Origin of the sequence: Streptomyces sp. NPDC058464 (genome assembly GCF_042721035.1) — a bacterium.
Classification (GTDB): Bacteria; Actinomycetota; Actinomycetes; order Streptomycetales; family Streptomycetaceae; genus Streptomyces.
The window spans coordinates 87,715-106,408 of record NZ_JBHXMA010000029.1; the positions used below are offsets into that span (position 1 = coordinate 87,715).

The 18,694-nt window shown below is 70.0% G+C and carries 21 protein-coding genes and 1 riboswitch; of the genes, 11 read left to right on the forward strand and 10 right to left on the reverse strand.

The annotated features are described in order from the left end of the window. Positions 1–97 precede the first annotated feature (97 nt). Positions 98–967, forward strand: coding sequence for a hypothetical protein (locus ACFWPQ_RS33375; RefSeq protein WP_384043005.1), 870 nt, complete (start codon positions 98–100; stop codon positions 965–967). 46 nt (positions 968–1,013) lie between these two features. Here the strand turns inward: ACFWPQ_RS33375 and ACFWPQ_RS33380 are convergent, their stop codons facing one another. Then, a complete protein-coding gene (locus ACFWPQ_RS33380) occupies positions 1,014–1,430 on the reverse strand; it encodes a helix-turn-helix domain-containing protein (protein ID WP_361285148.1) in 417 nt (138 codons plus the stop codon). 156 nt (positions 1,431–1,586) lie between these two features. Here ACFWPQ_RS33380 and ACFWPQ_RS33385 point away from each other — a divergent pair, with 156 nt between their 5' ends. Together ACFWPQ_RS33385 and ACFWPQ_RS33390 are read left to right on the forward strand one after the other, a co-directional pair. Beyond that, positions 1,587–2,525 (forward strand): NADP-dependent oxidoreductase, encoded by a 939-nt coding sequence (locus ACFWPQ_RS33385; protein ID WP_384043008.1) that lies wholly within the window; start codon positions 1,587–1,589, stop codon positions 2,523–2,525. 33 nt (positions 2,526–2,558) lie between these two features. Beyond that, positions 2,559–2,987 (forward strand): NUDIX domain-containing protein, encoded by a 429-nt coding sequence (locus ACFWPQ_RS33390; RefSeq protein ID WP_384043011.1) that lies wholly within the window; start codon positions 2,559–2,561, stop codon positions 2,985–2,987. Positions 2,988–3,062: 75 nt separating this feature from the next. Here the strand turns inward: ACFWPQ_RS33390 and thiC are convergent, their stop codons facing one another. Further along, the gene (gene thiC / locus ACFWPQ_RS33395) at positions 3,063–4,865 is read right to left on the reverse strand and encodes a phosphomethylpyrimidine synthase ThiC (RefSeq protein WP_384043014.1); all 1,803 of its coding nucleotides are present in this window, start codon (positions 4,863–4,865) and stop codon (positions 3,063–3,065) included. Next, positions 4,858–5,035: riboswitch (TPP riboswitch) on the reverse strand. (Overlaps the previous gene by 8 nt.) A 71-nt stretch (positions 5,036–5,106) precedes the next feature. Here thiC and ACFWPQ_RS33400 point away from each other — a divergent pair. Next, positions 5,107–6,714, forward strand: coding sequence for a YibE/F family protein (locus tag ACFWPQ_RS33400; RefSeq protein WP_384043016.1), 1,608 nt, complete (start codon positions 5,107–5,109; stop codon positions 6,712–6,714). 170 nt (positions 6,715–6,884) lie between these two features. On the opposite strand, the gene ACFWPQ_RS33405 is transcribed toward ACFWPQ_RS33400, so the two are convergent. The 4 genes from ACFWPQ_RS33405 to ACFWPQ_RS33420 all read right to left on the reverse strand — a co-directional run bounded on the left by ACFWPQ_RS33405 (position 6,885) and on the right by ACFWPQ_RS33420 (position 9,116). Next, positions 6,885–7,322, reverse strand: coding sequence for an SsgA family sporulation/cell division regulator (locus tag ACFWPQ_RS33405; protein ID WP_189262811.1), 438 nt, complete (start codon positions 7,320–7,322; stop codon positions 6,885–6,887). A 98-nt stretch (positions 7,323–7,420) separates the two neighbouring features. Then, positions 7,421–8,209, reverse strand: a complete 789-nt coding sequence (locus ACFWPQ_RS33410) for an IclR family transcriptional regulator (RefSeq protein ID WP_384043020.1) — start codon at positions 8,207–8,209, stop codon at positions 7,421–7,423. 211 nt (positions 8,210–8,420) lie between these two features. After that, complete coding sequence (locus ACFWPQ_RS33415) at positions 8,421–8,633, reverse strand: DUF5326 family protein (protein WP_089100495.1); 213 nt, start codon at positions 8,631–8,633, stop codon at positions 8,421–8,423. A 165-nt stretch (positions 8,634–8,798) separates the two neighbouring features. After that, on the reverse strand, positions 8,799–9,116 hold the full coding sequence (locus tag ACFWPQ_RS33420) for a cupin domain-containing protein (RefSeq protein ID WP_089100494.1): 318 nt from the start codon (positions 9,114–9,116) through the stop codon (positions 8,799–8,801). A gap of 59 nt (positions 9,117–9,175) precedes the next feature. Between ACFWPQ_RS33420 and ACFWPQ_RS33425 the strand changes: the two genes are divergently transcribed. From ACFWPQ_RS33425 to ACFWPQ_RS33445, 5 genes are all read left to right on the forward strand, one after another. Further along, positions 9,176–9,553 carry a phage holin family protein gene (locus tag ACFWPQ_RS33425; protein ID WP_384043024.1) on the forward strand — a complete coding sequence of 126 codons (378 nt, stop codon included), beginning with the start codon at positions 9,176–9,178 and terminating at the stop codon, positions 9,551–9,553. Positions 9,554–9,560: 7 nt separating this feature from the next. Beyond that, positions 9,561–10,052, forward strand: coding sequence for a low molecular weight protein-tyrosine-phosphatase (locus ACFWPQ_RS33430; RefSeq protein WP_384043027.1), 492 nt, complete (start codon positions 9,561–9,563; stop codon positions 10,050–10,052). Continuing rightward, positions 10,049–11,182, forward strand: a complete 1,134-nt coding sequence (locus ACFWPQ_RS33435; protein ID WP_384043030.1) for a cystathionine gamma-lyase — start codon at positions 10,049–10,051, stop codon at positions 11,180–11,182. Before ACFWPQ_RS33430 ends, ACFWPQ_RS33435 begins: the two co-directional genes overlap by 4 nt. 230 nt (positions 11,183–11,412) lie before the next feature. Further along, positions 11,413–12,318 carry a LysR family transcriptional regulator gene (locus ACFWPQ_RS33440; protein ID WP_384043033.1) on the forward strand — a complete coding sequence of 302 codons (906 nt, stop codon included), beginning with the start codon at positions 11,413–11,415 and terminating at the stop codon, positions 12,316–12,318. Between the two features lie 86 nt (positions 12,319–12,404). Further along, the gene (locus ACFWPQ_RS33445) at positions 12,405–12,887 is read left to right on the forward strand and encodes an NUDIX domain-containing protein (protein WP_384043036.1); all 483 of its coding nucleotides are present in this window, start codon (positions 12,405–12,407) and stop codon (positions 12,885–12,887) included. A 4-nt stretch (positions 12,888–12,891) separates the two neighbouring features. Here the strand turns inward: ACFWPQ_RS33445 and ACFWPQ_RS33450 are convergent, their stop codons facing one another. Both ACFWPQ_RS33450 and ACFWPQ_RS33455 read right to left on the reverse strand, forming a co-directional pair. Beyond that, positions 12,892–13,992 (reverse strand): globin domain-containing protein, encoded by a 1,101-nt coding sequence (locus ACFWPQ_RS33450; RefSeq protein ID WP_384043147.1) that lies wholly within the window; start codon positions 13,990–13,992, stop codon positions 12,892–12,894. 662 nt (positions 13,993–14,654) lie between these two features. Then, on the reverse strand, positions 14,655–15,287 hold the full coding sequence (locus ACFWPQ_RS33455) for an HAD-IB family phosphatase (RefSeq protein ID WP_361285183.1): 633 nt from the start codon (positions 15,285–15,287) through the stop codon (positions 14,655–14,657). Between the two features lie 193 nt (positions 15,288–15,480). Here ACFWPQ_RS33455 and ACFWPQ_RS33460 point away from each other — a divergent pair, with 193 nt between their 5' ends. Continuing rightward, positions 15,481–16,347, forward strand: coding sequence for a GNAT family N-acetyltransferase (locus tag ACFWPQ_RS33460; protein ID WP_384043040.1), 867 nt, complete (start codon positions 15,481–15,483; stop codon positions 16,345–16,347). 67 nt (positions 16,348–16,414) lie between these two features. On the opposite strand, the gene ACFWPQ_RS33465 is transcribed toward ACFWPQ_RS33460, so the two are convergent. Next, entirely contained in the window at positions 16,415–16,834 is a 420-nt protein-coding gene (locus tag ACFWPQ_RS33465) for a heme-binding protein (protein ID WP_384043043.1), read from the reverse strand. A 44-nt stretch (positions 16,835–16,878) separates the two neighbouring features. Beyond that, positions 16,879–18,087 carry an MFS transporter gene (locus ACFWPQ_RS33470; RefSeq protein ID WP_384043045.1) on the reverse strand — a complete coding sequence of 403 codons (1,209 nt, stop codon included), beginning with the start codon at positions 18,085–18,087 and terminating at the stop codon, positions 16,879–16,881. 143 nt (positions 18,088–18,230) lie between these two features. On the opposite strand from ACFWPQ_RS33470, the gene ACFWPQ_RS33475 reads away from it, so the two are divergent. Next, complete coding sequence (locus tag ACFWPQ_RS33475) at positions 18,231–18,689, forward strand: MarR family winged helix-turn-helix transcriptional regulator (protein WP_384043048.1); 459 nt, start codon at positions 18,231–18,233, stop codon at positions 18,687–18,689. The last annotated feature ends 5 nt before the right edge of the window (positions 18,690–18,694 follow it).

The window sequence follows — 18,694 nt, forward strand, 5'->3', positions numbered from 1 at the left end:
ACGGCTCTACCATCGGTTTATCCGTAGCAGGCTCCCCTCCGTTTCTGCCCGACGGCTCGCCGGCGTGCGAGCCACCAGCCCTACGGAGCATCGGGGGATGCACATGAACAGCGTTCCGCAGCACCTGCACAGCGAGGACCGCCAGGAGTACGAGCGGATCCTCGACGAGGCGCTGCGCTCCGCCCAGTACCGTCCCGAACTGGCCGGTATAGGCCAGCGTTTGAACACCGAACAGCTGCGCACCATGGCGCTCAACGCCACCACTCTGATCACGGCGGCCGCGGCGACCGAGTACCAGCACTATGTGAAGGTCCGCGAGGAACTGCGCAATCCGGCGCGGTCCACCCCGGCCGCCGTCCACGAACCCGGCTCCGTGGAGCCGGGCGCGGGCGGCGCCATGGGGCTCGCCACCACCCTCGGCGAGGCCGCCGAGACGACCGGCGCCGGAGGCTTCGCCCTCGCCCTGGTCCTGGCGCCCGTGCTCGCCGGTACCGCCGCCGCCATCTTCCTGCTCGTCGGCTACGTCCTGAAGATGCTGGACCCGGCCCCGGCGTTCGCCCAGACCATGCTCACCGCGGGCTGGGTGTTCGGCGTCGTGACCGCGGCCGCCATCATCATGGCCGGCGCGGGACTGCTGCTCACCGCACTGCGCAACAGCCCCTCGCTGGAGGCCGGAGCCTACGGCGAACCCGGCGGGGAGGTGGCCAAGGCCCGCGAGGCCTGGCGGGACGCCCTGCTGGAGCGCGGCATCCTGCCCTTCCTGCGGGAAGCACTGGCCACCGACACCGGCACGGCCGGACTGCGGCACACCGCCCCGTCGAGCCCGGCGGGCCGGATGCCGCGGCTCGGCTACGACCGTCCCGGCTTCAGCACCGACGACGGCGCCGCACCCGCCCCCCGCCCGAGCTTCACCAGCCCGGACTACACCAGCCCGGACTTCGGAGGCCCGGAACACCAGCCGGAATGACGCCGGCTTGCGCCCCCGGCCAGGGGGCGCAGGCCGGACAACCGGTCTAGGAGGCCGCGCCGGGGAGCTGACGGGCAGCGCGCCCGTCGAACTCCTCCCGCGCCGCCTGCATGGCGGCCACGTTCGCCTGCGACCAGTCGGTGATGCGCTGCACGAGCCCGCCCGCCTCCCGGCCCAGCCGGGTCAGCCGGTACTCGACCCGCGGCGGCACCGTCGGATACACCGTGCGCGTCAGCAGTCCCTCCCGCTCCAGCGCGCGCAGGGTCTGCGTCAGCACCTTCGGTGTCACGCCGTCCAGCCGTCTGCGCAGCTCCGCGAACCGCATGGGCCGGCCGTCCGCAAGGGCCACCAGCACCAGCATGGTCCACTTGCCGGCGATCACGTCCAGCACGGCACGGGTGGGGCAGTCGCGCAGGAAGACGTCCACGCCGCCGTGTTCTCTCAAGTCGAAGCCGGTATCCATGAGGAACCTCGATATCAGGAAAGTGCCTTCTTCCACAGGGCGGTTGCCGGGGCCGAACATGGAACGCGCCGCGACCGCCGCGGCCACCACAACGACCGCGACCCGCCGCTAGCCTCCGCGGCCTGTCGCTCCCCGTCGCCGAGGAGCCCTGATCCGATGTCCGCCCGTATGCATGCCGTCGTCCAGTCCGTGTTCGGTGGTCCCGAGACGCTGGAGTACGCCGAGACCGGCATACCGGAGCCGGGCCCCGGAGAGGTCCTGCTGCGGGTCGCCGGGGCCGGGGTCAATCCCGGCGACGCGGTGCTCCGCTCCGGCCGGGTGCCGGAGCTGGTCGAGCTGCCGTGGACGCCGGGCAACGATGTCGCAGGCACCGTGGAGCGGGTCGGTGAGGGCGTGACACGGTTCGCCCCGGGCGACAGGGTGTACGGCCTGCTGCCGGTCTCCCGGCGCGGTGCGTACGCCGAGTTCACCGCTGTACCGGCCGGGGCGCTGGCCCCCGCTCCCGGGAACGTGGATCTGGCGGTCGCGGGTGCCGTCCCCCTCGCCGCGGTGACCGCCTGGCAGGCACTGGCGGTGCTGGCGCGGGTCCGGCCCGGTGACCGGGTGCTCATCCACGCGGCGGCCGGTGGCGTCGGCCATGTCGCGGTGCAGCTGGCCAAGGAGCTGGGGGCGTACGTCATCGGCACGGCCCGGGGCGGCCGGCACGACCTGCTGCGCGGGCTGGGTGCCGACGAGCTGATCGACTACACGACCACCGGCTTCGAGTCCGCCGTGGCTCCGGTGGACACGGTTCTGGACCTGGTCGGCGGCTCCTACGGACCGCGCTCCCTCGATGTGCTGCGCCCCGGCGGCCTGCTCGTCGGTGCGTCGATCGACCCGGGAACGGACGAACGCCAGGCGGCCGAGCGCGGGATGCGCTACGTGTGGGTCACTGCCGCCCCCTCCGGTGAGCTGCTGGAACGGATCACGGAACGTATCGAGGCGGGCAGGCTGCGGATACTCGTCCAGGACACCTACCCGCTGTCCGAGGCCGCCGAGGCCCACCGCGCGATCGAGGCCGGCCGCACCGCCGGAAAGCTCGTCATGGTCCCGTGAAAGGCACCACCGTCCCCCTATGAAGGTCCGTCCATGAAGGTCCGTCACAAGGTGCGCGTGGTCCTGCTCGACGGTGACCACCTGGTTCTCCTGCGCCGGGGATGGCCGGGTGGCTCCCCGTACTGGACGACGGTGGACGGCAGCGTCGAACCCGACGACGCCGGTCTCGAAGCGGCACTGCGCCGGGAGGTCATGGAGGAGATCGGCGCCACGATCGGTCCCGCCACACCCCTCCTGACCGTGACCGAACCGGGCGGGACGCTCACCGTCACCCGGCACTTCTTCCTCGCCGACCTGCTGGACACGGACCCGGACCGCCGCGACGGCCCCGAGGTGGACACCGGCGACTTCGAGCCGGTCCGGATCCCGCCGAACCCCACCGCCGTGACCGCACTCGACCTGCACCCACCCGAACTCGCCGCGTACGTGCTGGCCCACGTCGAGGCATGGCGAGCCCGATAGCCGAGGCGGTCCCGACGGCCGGGCCGTGTGCCGGAGCCCACTTCCCGAGCCTCCGGCACACTCCCGGGTCCGCCCTCAGTCCGCGATCGGCAGATACACCCGGTTCCCCGCAGCCGCGAACTCCTTCGACTTCTGAGCCATCCCCGCCTCGACCTCGTCCCGACTCCCGCCGTGCTCGCGCCGGATGTCCTGCGAGATCTTCATCGAGCAGAACTTCGGCCCGCACATCGAGCAGAAGTGCGCCGTCTTCGCCGGCTCCGCCGGCAGCGTCTCGTCGTGGAACTCTCGGGCCGTATCCGGGTCCAGGGCGAGGTTGAACTGGTCCTCCCACCGGAACTCGAAGCGGGCGTCGGACAGCGCGTCGTCCCACTCCTGTGCGCCCGGGTGGCCCTTGGCGAGGTCGGCCGCGTGGGCGGCGATCTTGTAGGTGATGACGCCGGTCTTGACGTCGTCCCGGTTGGGCAGGCCCAGGTGCTCCTTGGGCGTGACGTAGCAGAGCATCGCCGTGCCCCACCAGGCGATCATCGCGGCACCGATGCCGGAGGTGATGTGGTCGTACGCCGGCGCGACGTCCGTGGTCAGCGGGCCGAGCGTATAGAACGGAGCTTCATCGCAGATCTCCTGCTGAAGGTCGATGTTCTCCTTGATCTTGTGCATCGGGACATGGCCCGGGCCCTCGATCATCGTCTGTACGTGGAAACGCTTCGCGATCCGGTTGAGTTCCCCGAGGGTACGCAGTTCCGCAAACTGGGCCTCGTCGTTGGCGTCCGCGATGGAGCCGGGGCGCAGGCCGTCGCCCAGGGAGTACGTGACGTCGTAGGCGGCGAGGATCTCGCAGAGTTCCTCGAAGTTCTCGTACAGGAACGACTCCTTGTGGTGCGCGAGGCACCAGGCCGCCATGATCGAGCCGCCGCGCGAGACGATCCCGGTCTTGCGGTTGGCGGTGAGCGGCACGTACGGGAGGCGTACGCCCGCGTGGACAGTCATGTAGTCCACGCCCTGCTCGGCCTGTTCGACGACCGTGTCCTTGTAGATCTCCCAGGTCAGTTCCTCGGCCCTGCCGTCGACCTTCTCCAGGGCCTGGTACAGCGGCACCGTGCCGATGGGGACGGGGGAGTTGCGCAGCACCCACTCGCGGGTGGTGTGGATGTTGCGGCCGGTGGAGAGGTCCATGACCGTGTCGGCGCCCCAGCGGGTCGCCCAGGTCATCTTCTCGACCTCCTCCTCGATGGAGGAGGTGACCGCGGAGTTGCCGATGTTGGCGTTGACCTTCACCAGGAACCGCTTGCCGATGATCATCGGCTCGATCTCCGGGTGGTTGACGTTGGCGGGCAGTACGGCCCTGCCCGCCGCGATCTCCTCGCGGACCACCTCGGGAGAAACGTTCTCGCGGATGGCCACGTACTCCATCTCCGGGGTGATCTCGCCCCGGCGGGCGTACGCGAGCTGCGTCACCGCCTCGCCGTCCCGGCTGCGGCGCGGCTGGCGCGGGCGGCCCGGGAAGACCGCGTCCAGGTTGCGCAGGCCACCACGCGGCGAGGTGTGCTTGATCCCGTCGTCCTCGGGACGGACGGGCCGGCCCGCGTACTCGGCGGTGTCGCCGCGGGCGATGATCCAGTTCTCCCGCAGCGGCGGCAGGCCCCTGCGGACGTCGGTCTCGACGAGCGGATCGGTGTACGGGCCCGAGGTGTCGTAGAGCGTGACCGACTGCCCGTTGGTGAGGTGCACCTGACGGACCGGCACCCGCAGATCGGGGCGGGTGCCCTCGACATACCCCTTGTGCCAGCCGATGGACTTCCCGACCTCCGGCGACTTTTCACCCGAAATGGGCTGTTCGTCCTGGCTGAAGGCAGGCGTGCGTGCGTCCTTGTTGGCCATGAGACCTACTCCCTACGCCGGCATTACCCGGTAACAGGTTCGGCGGTCGACGCAGCGGCTTCCGTCGGGCGGCGTTTCATGTGAAACATCACTCGTTCCACGTGAAACATCGCGAATACGGAGGTCAGCGCCCTCTCAGCCCGGTGCTCCGAGCTCCCGCGTGTGCAAAGGTGCCTCCACGCTAGCGTCAATTCGGGCGCGGTGAACAGAGGGCCCCTGCCGTTCTTGCGATGATCGGGCGGTGACCTCGACACAGCAGCACCCCTATCCGCCCCCCGAGCCGCGGCGCGGCAACGGCGCCGCGCAGGGCGGCGGACCCGGCCACGGGGGCCATGGTGCCGGTGACGGACACACCCACGGTCAGGGCGAGCAGTACGACCAGGGGCACGCCCTCAGCCACACCCACCATCACGACAACGGCCAGGCCCCCGGCCACAGTCACGGCCACGGAGAGGCCCATGGCCATTCGGCCAACGGCCGGCCCCATGGCCATGCGCCCGGTCCGAGCACCGGCCAGAGCGGCTCCGGACCCGGCGGTGGTCACGGCCACTCGCACGGGCACAGCCACAGCCACGGCCCCGCCGCGCCCGTCTCCAAGCATCTGCGCAAGGTCATCGCGGCGATCCTGATCCCCTTCACCGCCGCGGTCGTGGTCGGCCTGGTGGTGCTGTGGCCCGGCGGTGCCCCGCCGCACGAGCGCACCGGCGTCGGCTTCGACCGCCAGACGCAGGCGGCGACGGTCACCAAGGTCGTCTCGGTCAGCTGCAAGTCGGTCAACGCCTCCGGCGGCGGCTCGGCCGGAGACACCTCCACCGCCGACGGCGCTTCCTCGAAGGAGGAGGGAGACACCTGCAAGAAGGCCACGGTCCGGGTCGACGCCGGCAAGGACAAGGGCCGTACCTTCACCGAGATCGTGCAGCCCGACCAGTCGCGGCAGTTGCACGAGGGCGAGAAGGTCGTGGCAGCGTACGAGCCCTCCGCGCCCAAGGACCTCCAGTACTCCGTCACCGACGTGAACCGGAAGTTCCCGATGGCGCTGCTGGCCGGGATCTTCGCGCTCGCCGTGGTGGTGGTGGGCCGGCTGCGCGGTGTGATGGCGCTGGTCGCGCTGGCGGTCAGCTTCCTGGTGCTGACCCTGTTCATCCTGCCGGGAATCCTGCAGGGCTCGAACCCGCTGCTGATGGCGGTGGTCGGGTCGAGCGCCATCATGCTGATCGCCCTGTACATCTGCCACGGGTTGTCGGCCCGGACCTCGGTGGCCGTGCTCGGCACGCTGGTCTCGCTGTGCCTGATCGGACTGCTCGGCTCGGAGTTCATCGACTGGGCCGCGCTCACCGGCAACACCGACGACAACACCGGCCTGATCCACGGCCTGTATCCGTCGATCGACATGAGCGGTCTGCTGCTGGCCGGTGTCATCATCGGCTCGCTGGGTGTCCTGGACGACGTGACGGTGACCCAGACCTCGGCCGTCTGGGAGCTGCACGAGGCCAACCCGACAATGGGCTGGCGTGGGCTGTACCGGGCGGGCATCCGTATCGGCCGTGACCACATCGCGTCCGTCGTCAACACCCTCGTCCTGGCTTATGCGGGTGCCGCGCTGCCGCTGCTGCTGCTCTTCTCGATCGCGCAGAGCAGTGTGGCCACGGTCGCCAACAGCGAGCTGGTCGCCGAGGAGATCGTGCGCACCCTGGTCGGTTCGATCGGCCTGGTCGCCTCGGTGCCGGTCACCACGCTGCTCGCGGCCCTGGTGGTGTCCGCCGACCGGCCGGGCACGGAGACAGCCGTGTCCGTGGAGGCCGCGCCGGCCGCGGCACGGGGCGGACGGGGACGGCGCCGGAAGCGGTGAGGCGCGGTGGACGGCCCGGGAGGAGGCCGTCCACGAAGCACGAGGTGAGGCACGGACGGTCCGCATGAGAAGAAGCGTGCCGGCAGAGGCCTCGCACCGGACGCGCAGAAGCGTTCCTGCGCGTCCTCACGCGGCTCGGCGGAGCGGCGTGCGTCCCGTACCGTAACGCTTCAGCCGGCGCTCTGTTCCTCGGCCAGGATGCGGTCCAGGGCCTCGTCGAGGTGGGCGTCGAAGTCGGCGAGCGAACCCTCCTGGCCGAGCGGCACCAGCTTGTCCGTACGGTCGAGGAAAGCCACCAACGGAGGTGCGGAGGACCGGAACACCGCCTGGTCGCCGCCGACCTGAAGCCGGATCAGCACCTCGCCCAGCACCTCGGAATCGGCGGGCGCGATGTGCACATCGCCCTCGCCGCACGGCCGCCCCACCCCGTCGATCAGCAGCTCCCGGCCGAAGGCCCAGGTCACCGGCGCGTCCCCGGGCAGGTGGAAGGTGAGCCGGACGGCATAGGGATCACAGGTCTCGTAGCGCAACTCCACGGGGATGCGGAAGGAGAGCTCCTCCGAGACGAGAAAGCTCATCATGACTTCTGCTTGTACGGACTCGCGCATTGCCTACCCCGTCATATGACACCGACTGGCCGGGATTTATCCCTTGATGGTGGTCAAATCTTGCTGAACGTACACGGGAGATCACAAGGAGTGAGTTTTCAGATACTGATAGCGATCGCCAGGGAGCCCAGATGCCGGCTCACTTCGCCCTGCAACTGCCGGACGGCGGGCAGCAGCCGGTCGGCCTGGTGGAGAGGGAGGGAGACGGCGATCGTGGCGGCCGTGGTGCCGACGGTGAGGGGGATCGCCGCGCAGACCGTCCCCAGTGCGTACTCCTGGCGCTCCACCACCGGTTCCATCCGCCGCGTCCGTTCCAGCCGTCGCAGCAGGGTCTGGTCGTCACGGACCGTGTACGGGGTGAGGGGTCGCACCGGATAGCGGCCGAGATGGTCGCGGCGGACGTCCTCGTCCAGCTGGGAGAGCAGACACTGGCCGATGGCGTGCGCGTGCCCGGTCTCGCGGAAGCCGGCCCACTCCTCGACCGCCGGAGTCCCCGGGGAGTCGGAGACGCACATGACCTCGATCTCGCCGTCCCGGTACATGGCGTAGTACACCGGGACACCGATCGAATCGCGCCAGTGGGCGAGGGTGTCGACGACCGCGCTGCGACGTTTCTGCTGTGCTCCGCTGCTGCTCAGCCGCTCCGCCGCCTCACCGAGGAAGAACAGCCCCTTGTCGCGGCGCAGGTAGCCCTCGTGAACGAGGGTGCGCAGCAGGTGGTAGGCGGTGGGCAGCGCGAGGCCGGTCTCCCGGGCCAGTTGTTTGGCGGGTGCGCCGTGCGCGTGTCCGGCGACGCACTCCAGCAGGCGCATCGCGCGCTGCACGGAGCCGATGAGCGTGGCCGAGTGTGGCTGTGCGGGGTCGACCGGGCCGGCCGGCCGCTGCACGGGGGGTGTGCCGGAACGTCGTTGGACGGGGGGTGCTGGATGTTCCGTGGGTGCGGGGGCGGCGTCAAGCGTGGCCAAGGGTCACTCCCGGAGCGCGAGGGGGTCAGCGACTCTAACCGTCCGCCACCGCTCCCGGTCCGGCTGTGCGGGAAACTTCCCTCCCCCGAGGGAACCGGTGATTCCTGTTACCGGCCACCGATTCCCACGGTCCTCACCAGTCGCTCTTCGACGAGGAGTTCGACATGAACTTCCGCACGATGTAGATCAGTCCGCCGACCAGCGCCACGAAGATCAGCAGCTTGAAGAGCAGGAAGACCACCCAGCTGATCACGGCCGTGATCAGGCCGCCGAACACGACCAGCGCGATGACCGGCACCGCGATCCACTTCACCCACCACGGCAGACCCGTGAAGATCTCTCGCATTGCCCTGTCCTCCGCCTTCTCGTGCGCTCCGGCACGTACGGTCTCGTGCGTCCCGCACGATGCGATGTCCTGCACTCGATGCTAGAGCCGCGAGGGGGCCGTTCGGAGGTCCCTGATCCCTTGTCCTCCCCTGACCCTTCCCCTAGGGAACCCCTAGAGCCGAGGTCAGGCCTCGGGGGGAGAGAAGACCACCAGAACCCTCAGATCCTCACTGATGTGATGGAACTTGTGGGCCACCCCGGCCGGAACGTACACCACGCTGCCGCGCGCCACCTGCGTGGTCTCCATGCCGACGGTGATCGCGGCGCGGCCGCTGACGACGAAGTAGACCTCGTCCTGGTTGTGCGGCTGCTGCGGGTCGTGCGAGCCCGCGTCGAGGGCGTAGAGACCGACCGACATGTTCCGTTCCCGCAGGAACTGCAGGTATGCCCCGTCGTTGGCGGCGCGTTCCGCCTCCAGTTCGTCCAGCCGGAATGCCTTCATCTCAGTTGTCGCCCTCGCCTCACTATTTGCATCCGATCTCTTCTGCCACGATCAGACACATGAAGAATTTCGTAGTCAAGACGATCGCCAACGCGGGCGCCCTGGCGGTCGCCGTGTGGCTGCTCGACAAGATCACCCTGACCGGCGACAGCACCGCCAAGAAGGTCTGGACGCTGATCCTGGTCGCCCTGGTCTTCGGCCTGGTGAACTTCGTGGTCAAGCCGATCGTGAAGGTCCTGACCTTCCCGCTGTTCATCCTCACCCTCGGCCTGATCACCCTGGTGGTCAACGCGCTGATGCTGCTGTTGACGTCGTGGGTGTGCGACAAGCTCGACCTCAGCTTCCACGTGGAGGGCTTCTGGACGGCCGTCCTCGGCGGTCTGATCATCTCGATCGTGTCCTGGGCCCTCAACATGGTCCTTCCCGACTCGGACTGAGCACCCGATGACCTACCGTGTCTGCTTCGTCTGCACCGGCAACATCTGCCGTTCCCCGATGGCCGAATCCGTCTTCCGCGCCCGCGTGACCGAGGCCGGGCTCGACGACCGCGTCGAGGCCGACAGTGCCGGCACCGGCGGCTGGCACGAGGGCGACGGCGCCGACCCGCGCACCGTCCGCGTCCTCGCGGAGCACGGCTACGGCAGCGACCACACCGCCCGCCAGTTCCAGGCGTCCTGGTTCGGCCGGCTCGACCTCGTGATCGCCCTGGACTCCGGTCACCTCAAGGTCCTGCGGCGGCTGGCCCCCACCGAGGAGGACGCGCGCAAGGTGCGCCTGCTGCGCGCGTACGACCCGGCGGCCGGTGACGACCTCGACGTACCGGATCCGTACTACGGCGGTCTGGACGGCTTCGAGGAGTGCCTTGAGATGGTGGAGGCGGCGAGCGAGGGGCTGCTCGCCGCGGTGCGGGACGAAGTGGAGGGAACGGCGGCATGAGCGAGGCGGCCATGGGCGAGGGCACGCGGGCGGTGCGCGCGGGGCTGCCCGAGCCGGTCAAGAACGAGCCGACCCTGCCCGGGCCGGTCTTCGCCGCGCACTTCCATCTGCCGGGCGAGGTGAGCGGACCGTACGCCTACGGGCGCGACGAGAACCCGACCTGGACCCATCTGGAGCGGGCCATCGGCGAGTTGGAGGCGCCCGGCGAGGCGGACGTCGAGACGCTGGTGTTCGCCTCCGGTGTGGCGGCCGTCGCGGCGGTGCTCTTCTCGCAGCTGAGCGCCGGGGACACGGTCGTGCTGCCCTCCGACGGCTATCAGGTGCTGCCCCTGGTCCGCGCCCAGCTGGAGGCGTACGGCATCGAGGTGCGCACCGCACCGACCGCCGGCGACGCCCAGCTCGACGCCCTGGACGGGGCGAAGCTGCTGCTGATCGAGACGCCGTGCAACCCCGGGCTCGACGTCTGCGACATCCGGCGCCTCGCCGAGGCCGCACACGCGCGTGGCGCCCTCGTCGCCGTCGACAACACCCTCGCCACCCCGCTCGGCCAGCGGCCGCTGGCGCTGGGTGCCGACTTCTCCATGGCCAGCGGCACCAAGCAGCTCACCGGCCACGGAGACGTGCTGCTGGGGTACGTCGCCGGGCGCGACGCGGCGGCCATGACCGCCGTACGCCGCTGGCGCAAGATCATCGGGGCGATCTCCGGACCCATGGAGGCCTGGCTGGCCCATCGCTCCCTCGCCACCCTCCAGCTGCGGGTGGACCGGCAGAACGCGACCGCCCTGCTGCTCGCGGAGGCACTGCGCGAGCGGCCCGAGGTGACCGGCCTGCGTTATCCCGGGCTGTCCGACGATCCCGCACACAAGATCGCCTCGCAGCAGATGCGCCGCTACGGCTCGGTGATCTCCTTCACGCTGCCCACGCGCACGCGTGCCGAGCGTTTCCTTCAGGCCCTGCGGCTGGTCGACGATGCCACGAGCTTCGGCGGGGTGCGTTCCACGGCCGAGCGGCGGCGGCGCTGGGGCGGGGACGACGTACCGGAGGGCTTCATCCGGCTGTCGGTCGGTGCGGAGGATCCCGAAGATCTCGTCGCCGATGTGCTGCGCGCGCTCGACGAGTCGGACCGGTGACCGGATTACGGACGCCTCAGCGGGTCCGGCTACGCATAACGGACGGTCCGAGCCTCCCCCCTCGTGGCTCGGACCGTCCCGGTTCTCGCGCGCCAAGAACCGCGCGACCAAGGCTAGTTGACTCTGCGTCAGTGTCCAATCACTGTAGCGACAGAGACCTATCGACTTATTTATAGTTGGGGACCTGCCCGGGGGCCGGAAAGGGGCAGGGCGAACCGGGAGGGCGTGCGATGGATCTGGCCTTGCTGCGCACCTTCGTCACCGTGCACCGGGCCGGCTCCTTCACCCGCGCCGCCGCCCTGCTCGGTCTCTCGCAGCCGGCCGTGACCTCCCAGATCCGGACCCTGGAACGGCAGCTGGGCCGCCCGCTCTTCCTGCGCCAGGCCCGTGGGGTGACCCCCACGACCATCGGCGACGAACTCGCCCACAAGGCCGCCCCGCATCTCGACGCCCTCGTGGAGATAGCGGAACGCGGCCTCGACGACGACTCCTCGGTGCGCACCCTGCATCTCGCCGGCCCACCGGAGTTCACCGCCGAACGTGCCCTTCCCGCACTCACGGAGCTCGCCGGCGACGACGGCCAGGGCTTCGCGCTGCGCGCTTCGTTCGGGAACGCCGAGGAGACCCTGGAGGGGCTGTCCGCCGGTCACCATGACCTGGCCATCAGTACGGCCCGGCCCCGCGGCGCTCTGCTCACCGCCACCGCGCTCTGCGACGAGGAGCACGTGCTGGTCGCCGCTCCACGCTGGTCCGAGGAGATCGGCGCCGACGCCGTACGTGGCAAAGGCTGGGCCGCCCTGGAGAACCTGCCGGTCGTCGAGGTCCATGAGTCGCTGCCGTTCGTCTCGCGCTACTGGGGTTCCGTCTTCGACACGCGTCCGGCCGCCTCGGGCACGGTCGTGGTGCCCGATCTGCGCGCGGTCCTCGCCTGTACGGTCGCGGGTGCCGGCCTCGCCGTACTGCCCCGGTATCTGTGCACGGCCGCTCTGGAGCGCGGGGAGGTCGTGGCACTGCACGATCCCGCGGTGCCACCCTTGCGGACGTACTTCCTCGTGGTACGCACCGGCACACTCGCCATGCCCCATGTGGCACGGGCGCACGAGTGGCTTCAGCACGCGGCCTCGGACTGGGGCTGAGCATGTCCTGCTGAGTTAACGCGATGCGTCCGCACGGTGGCGCCTCGCGATGTTTCACGTGGAACCAGCTGGGCCACATTCCTCCCATGACCGTCCGACCCGTGGTCAAGCGCACCGCCCGTGCCGTCCTCCTGGACGGCGACAACCTGATTCTGATCAAGCGCACCAAGCCTGGTGTCGATCCCTACTGGCTCACCCCCGGTGGCGGGGTCGAGCCGGAGGACGCCACCGTCGTCGACGCCCTGCACCGCGAGGTGGACGAGGAGCTCGGCGCGAAGATCACCGACGTGGTGCCCTGCTTCGTGGACACCGTGGAACACATCGGCGACAACGGCAGCGCGACCGGTGTGAAAGTGCAGCACTTCTTCGTCTGCCGGCTGGAGTCCATGGACCCGGCCCTGCGGCACGGACCCGAAGTCGACGAGCCCACCGGCGAGTACGAGATCGTGCGCGTCCCCTTCACCCGGGTGGGGATCGCCTCCGTGCACCTCGTACCGCTGTCACTGCGGCACTACCTGGACGGCAACATCGAGGGTGTGCGGGCCATGCACGCCCCGGACCTCGGATAAGGGATCAGTCGCCGACGACGACCAGTTCCTCGACCGAGTCGTGCCGGATGCGGTGTGCGGGGATGCCGACGTCCCGCAGCGCGGTGATCCCGTTGCGGATCATTCCGGGCGGGCCGGAGAGATAGGCGTCGTAATCGACCCACGGGCCGTACCCACGGATGGCGTCGGGGAGCTGGAGGTGCGCCTGCTGGTCGACGACCGCCCGGACCGCGAGCCAGGGATGGATCTGCTGGAGCCGGAGCAGGTTGTCGATGTCGTACAGATCGTGGTCGGTGCGGGCCCCGTAGAACACCTCGACCGGGCGGCGCGCGCCGCGTTCGGCGATCTCCTCGACCATCGCCCTGATGGGTGCGATGCCGGTGCCGCCGCCCAGACAGAGCAGCCCGTTGTCCCTCGTGTGGTCGACGGTCATCGAGCCGCCGGGCGGGCCGAGGCGGACGACGTCACCAGGGCGGGCGCGATGTACCAGCGAGTTGGAGACCCAGCCGGCGGGGACGGCCTTCACATGGAACATGAGCAGGCCGTCCGAGCGGGGCGCGGAGGCGAAGGAGTAATGCCGCCACACCCGCGGCCACCAGGCTGTCTCCAGGCTCGTGTACTGCCCGGCGAGGAAGGGATACGGCTGGTCCGGACGGACCGTGAGCACCGCGACGTCCGCGGTCCTGAGGTCATGGGCGACGATCTCCGCGTGCCACCACGCCGGGGCGCGCAACTCGTCCGTGGCCGCCGCGTCGATCATCACCTGGGACATCGTCGTGTACGCCCGTACCCAGGCCGCCTCTGTCTCGGGGTCCCAGATGCCCGAGGCGTACCTGCTCAATGCGCCGATGAGGCACTCGCCGACAGCCGGGTAGTGCTCGGGCCTGGTGCCGTACTTGCGGTGACCGCGGCCCAGGTTCTGCAGGTACTCGACCAGGACGGGCGTGTTGTCGATGTGCTCGGCCGCGGTGAGCAGCGCCTTCAGCAGCCGGTCCCGCTGGGTGTCCATGGCGGCGGGGAACAGTGAACGCAGTTCGGGGTGGCGGACGAAGAGCAGCGCGTAGAAGTACGAGGTGACCTTGTCGGCGATCGGACCGACCTCGGCCATGGTGCTGCGGATTCGGATCGCGTCCGGGGAGGCGCCCTGCGTCTGCTGTGTACTGCGCTGTGGCGGGACGCGCTGCTCGAAGGTGCCGGGTGCGGGGTGCCCGGCCGGAGGCCCGAAGGGGCCGGGAGCCACGGGCTGCCCACCGGGTGGGGCCTGAGCGGCCCCCTGAAGGCGCGGCGGCTCCGCCGTCGGCCGTATTCGCTCCCGGGGCTCCGCGGGCACGGGAGGACGGCTCTGAGGCGTTTCCTGCCCTCCGCCCGGCGCCACGACCGGAGGCCCGGCGGAGGGGTGGAACGCGGGCCTGTCGTGGGGGGCGAACCAGTGGCCTCCGCCGGCCCCGTCGTTGCCCGCCGACGTGGTGGTCGGAGCGTCCATGGTGTGCCCTCGCCTCGAACATCTTGCGGTCGGTCTGCGCACTTCACTCGGAAGGTGCTTGCTTTCCCCCGTTGACGGCTAGCTCTCCCCGGTCAGGCCCCGTGGCCGACACGACCACATTCAACCCGCAATTCCCCGTGTACGGACAAGTAAGGCGAGAGTGTGACATGGGCCGCAATCACTCCCGCGGAAGCGTCCAGCCCCGGACGTTAACCGGAGTCGACCCTACCGGCCGTCGCCGCGCGCACAAGTCCCCCCTGCCTCCCCCTTGAATCTGGCAACGGGCGAACCATCGGTTCCCTCAATTACCGGGCGCCGCGCGCCAATTCATAGGCATCCCATAGATCCCTGCCCGTGTAGGAGTACGTCGCCAGACCGGCGAGATGTCCGTCCGCATTGACCGCCACGGACACCGGAACCGCGGCGAACAAGTCCCGGTCCGACATCGAGTCGCCATAGGCGACACAGTCCGCCCGGCCGACTCCGAACTGCTCGCACAAGCGGTCCGCGATCGTCACCTTGGCGGCGGCGGTGAGCACTCCCGCCGGATCCACGGGCTCGACGAACGGCACCGCCGGGAAGCGCGATCCGAAGGCCGCATGGGCTCCCCAGTCCAGCAGACGCTCCACGAAGAACGAGGGCGACAGCGAGACCACCGCACAGTAGTCCCCCGATCCCCTGATCTCGGCCCAGACGTCCCGGATACGGGCGAGCCACGGCGCGCCGTCGAATGCTGCCGTCACCTGCGCGTCAGTCAGCTCGGCCCAAAGGGTGTACACCCGCGTCGCATACTCCGGCGGATCTATCCGTCCCGCTGAAATCGCCCGGTCCAGCTCCATGGTCTCTGCTTCCAGACCGAGTTGACGGGAAATCTCGACGGGCGCGGAAGTCCCGTGCAGCAATGTGCCGTCGAGATCGAAGAGATGAAGTCGCGCCATGCCCCCGAGGCTAACGGCAAGCAGTCACCGCCCCTCGGGGCGGCTACGGACGGCTGCCATAAAGCGATGTTTCACGTGAAACGTCTCGGGTCTGTCCAGGGGGTGTGCCTGGGGCTACGACATGGCCAAAAGCATGTGCGTGTGCCCTGAAACAGGTGGACGCCAGGGGGCTCGGTCGGCAAGCCTGACCTGCGTGTCAACTCCTTCCGACGCCCCTCTGCCCATTCGCCGACTGACGCCACGCGATCTCAGCGCCTGCGCCGATTTGTCCGAGGACCGGGGGTGGCCCCGTGAGGAACACAAGTGGCGCCTGCTCCTCACCGCCGGGAGGGGATACGGCATCGACGACCCCGGCGGAGGCCTGGTCGCCGCCTGCGTCACCACGGAGTACGGCCCGAGGGAACGCCCGCATCTGGGCGCGGTCGGCATGGTGCTGGTCGCCGAACGGCACGCCCGCCAGGGCATCGGGCGCCGCCTGATGCGGCACATCGTCTCGGCGATGGGGACGACTCCCCTGACCCTGTACGCGACGCCGTACGGCCGTCCGCTCTACGAGGAGCTGGGGTTCAAGGTCACGGGACGTTCGGAGATGCTGTCCGGGCCCTTCACGCGGGGCGGAGCCGAGCCCCGGATGGCGACCCGGCCGGCCACCGCGGAGGACCTCGGTTCCATCCTCCGGCTGGACGAGGAGGTGTTCGGCGTCGACCGCACCCTTCTCATCACCCGGCTGCCCGCGTTCTCGGACCTGCTGCACGTCGCCGTGGACGATGGGCGGATCGCCGGGTACGCGGCCGCCTGGCCCAACATGGACACGCATGTCGTCGGGCCGCTGATCGCCCGTGACACCGAGACGGCGAAGTCCCTGATCGCCTCGCTCGCCGCCCACACCGATCGACCGCTCCGTACCGACATCGACGTCCGGCACGAGGAACTGCTGGCCTGGGCGAAGGCGCGAGGGCTGGCCTCCGTCGCCATGAACTCCGTCATGACCTACGGCATCACGGAGTTGCCGGGGGACTGGACACGCCGGTTCGCACCACTGACGGTCGCGGCGGGCTGAGAGGCCCTCGACACGGCGAACGCCGGCTGCCTGAGGGAGCCGGCGTTCACGTCGAGCGGGGCTGCTGTCAGGCGAGTGCCTGTACGGCGGCGGAGGCGAACCCGTGGTCCTGGTCGGGCGCACCACCGCCGACACCGATCGCCCCGATGAGCCGGCCGTCCCGCTGGACGGGGACACCGCCCGCGATGAACAGCAGCGGCCGGTCGAGCGCGGTGGGCAGCGTGTGGAAGAGGCCGCCGGGCTGGACGGCGTCGACGAGGTCGGCGGTGGGGGTGTTCAGCTGGAGCGCCGTGTAGGCCTTGCGGGTGCTGGTCTCACCCGAGATGAGCACGGCACGGTCGTCCCGTCGGAAGGCCAGCAGATGGCCCCCGGCGTCCAGGACGGTGACGCTGACGGTGACCCCTGCCGCCTCGGCGGCACGGCCGGCCTCGGCGATCAGGAACTCGGCGTCCTGGATGGTGAGCGGGGCGAGGGTGGTGGTGCTCATGGTTCTCCTTGGATGGTGCTGAGGTGCGGTGAGATTGCGGGCGGTCAGTGGTGGACCGACGCCGTCTGTCCGGCGGGCGTGCCACTGGCGACCACCGCGCTCGGGGCGCTGTCACGGCGCTCCAGCGCGGCCGACAGGAAGGCGAGGACGAGGGCGGCCGCGGCGAGGGCGGCGCCGACCCAGTTGGGGGAGGTGTAGCCGAAGCCGCCGGCGATCACGATGCCGCCGAGCCAGGCCGCCAGGGCGTTGCCGAGGTTGAAGGCGCCGATGTTCACGGCCGAGGCCAGGGTGGGGGCGCCGTGCGCCTGGTCGAGGACGCGCTTCTGGAGCGGCGGGACGGTGGCGAAGCCCAGGGCGCCGATCAGGGCGACGGTCACCGCGGCCGCGATCTTGCTGTGCGCGGTGAGCGTGAAGAGGGCGAGGACGACGGCCAGGGCGCCCAGGGACACGTACAGCATGGGCATCAGGGCGCGGTCGGCGAACCTGCCCCCGACGAGGTTGCCGGCGACCATGCCGAGGCCGAAGAGGACCAGCAGCCAGGTGACGGAGCCGTCGGCGAAGCCGGTGACGTGGGTCATCATCGGCGCGATGTAGGTGATGGCCGCGAAGACCCCGCCGAAGCCCAGGACGGTCATCGCCATGGCGAGCAGGACCTGGGTGTTCTTGAAGGCGGCCAGTTCGTGCCGCAGGTGCACGCCCTGCGGGCCGGGCAGTTCGGGGACCAGCTTGGCGATGCCGGCCAGGCCGACGACTCCGAGGGCGGCGACGATGCCGAAGGTGACGCGCCAGCCGGCGTGCTGCCCCACGAGGGTGCCGAGCGGGACGCCGACGACGTTGGCGACGGTGAGGCCGGTGAACATCATCGCGATGGCCCCTGCCTTCTTGCTCGGTGCGACCAGGTCGGCCGCCACGACCGAGCCGATGCCGAAGAAGGCACCGTGGGCGAGGGAGGCGACCACCCGGCCGATCAGTATGACGGCGAAGACGGGGGCCACGGCGGTCAGCAGGTTGCCGGCGATGAAGAAGCCCATCAGCAGCATCAGCATCCGCTTGCGGGGAACCCTCGTGCCCAGCACGGTCATCAGCGGTGCGCCGATCACCACACCGAGTGCGTAACCGGTGACGAGCAGGCCGGCGGTCGGGATGGAGACCCCGAAGTCACCCGCGACCTCGGGCAGCAGGCCCATGATCCCGAATTCGGTCGTTCCGATTCCGAAGGCCCCGATCGCGAGGGCCAGAAGCGCGAGAGGCATGGAGGTACGACCTTCCCAGACGATTGCAGATGCGCTTTGCGTGCGTCCACAATAATTGCAGACGCGGACTATACGCAAGCGATGGTTATTGCACACTTGCTCTATCCTGGGTTCAGCCGCTCCGGGACGGAGGAAGAACGCCAATGACAGCGACGGACCCCGCACTCACCGCCCTCGCCCAGGGCTGGTGCGCCCTCTCCCTGCTGCACGGGAGGATCGAGGCACACATCGAGCGCGCCCTGCAGGCCAGACACGACCTGAGCGTGCGCGAGTACTCCCTGCTCGACGTCCTCAGCAGGCAGCACGACGGCGAAGGGGGCCATCTGCAGATGAAGCAGGTCGCCGACGCGGTCGTCCTCAGTCAGAGCGCCACCACCCGACTGGTCACCCGCCTGGAGGACCGTGGCCTCCTCGAGCGCTATCTCTGCCCGACCGACCGGCGTGGCATCTACACGAACGTCACCGAGGCCGGCCTGCTTCTCCTGGAGGAGGCTCGCCCCACCAACGACACGGCGCTGCGCGAAGCCCTCGACGAGGCGGCCAGGAACCCGGAGCTGGCTCCTCTGGTCCGGGCCGTGGAGTCGCTGCACGCGCCCGCATAGGCTGC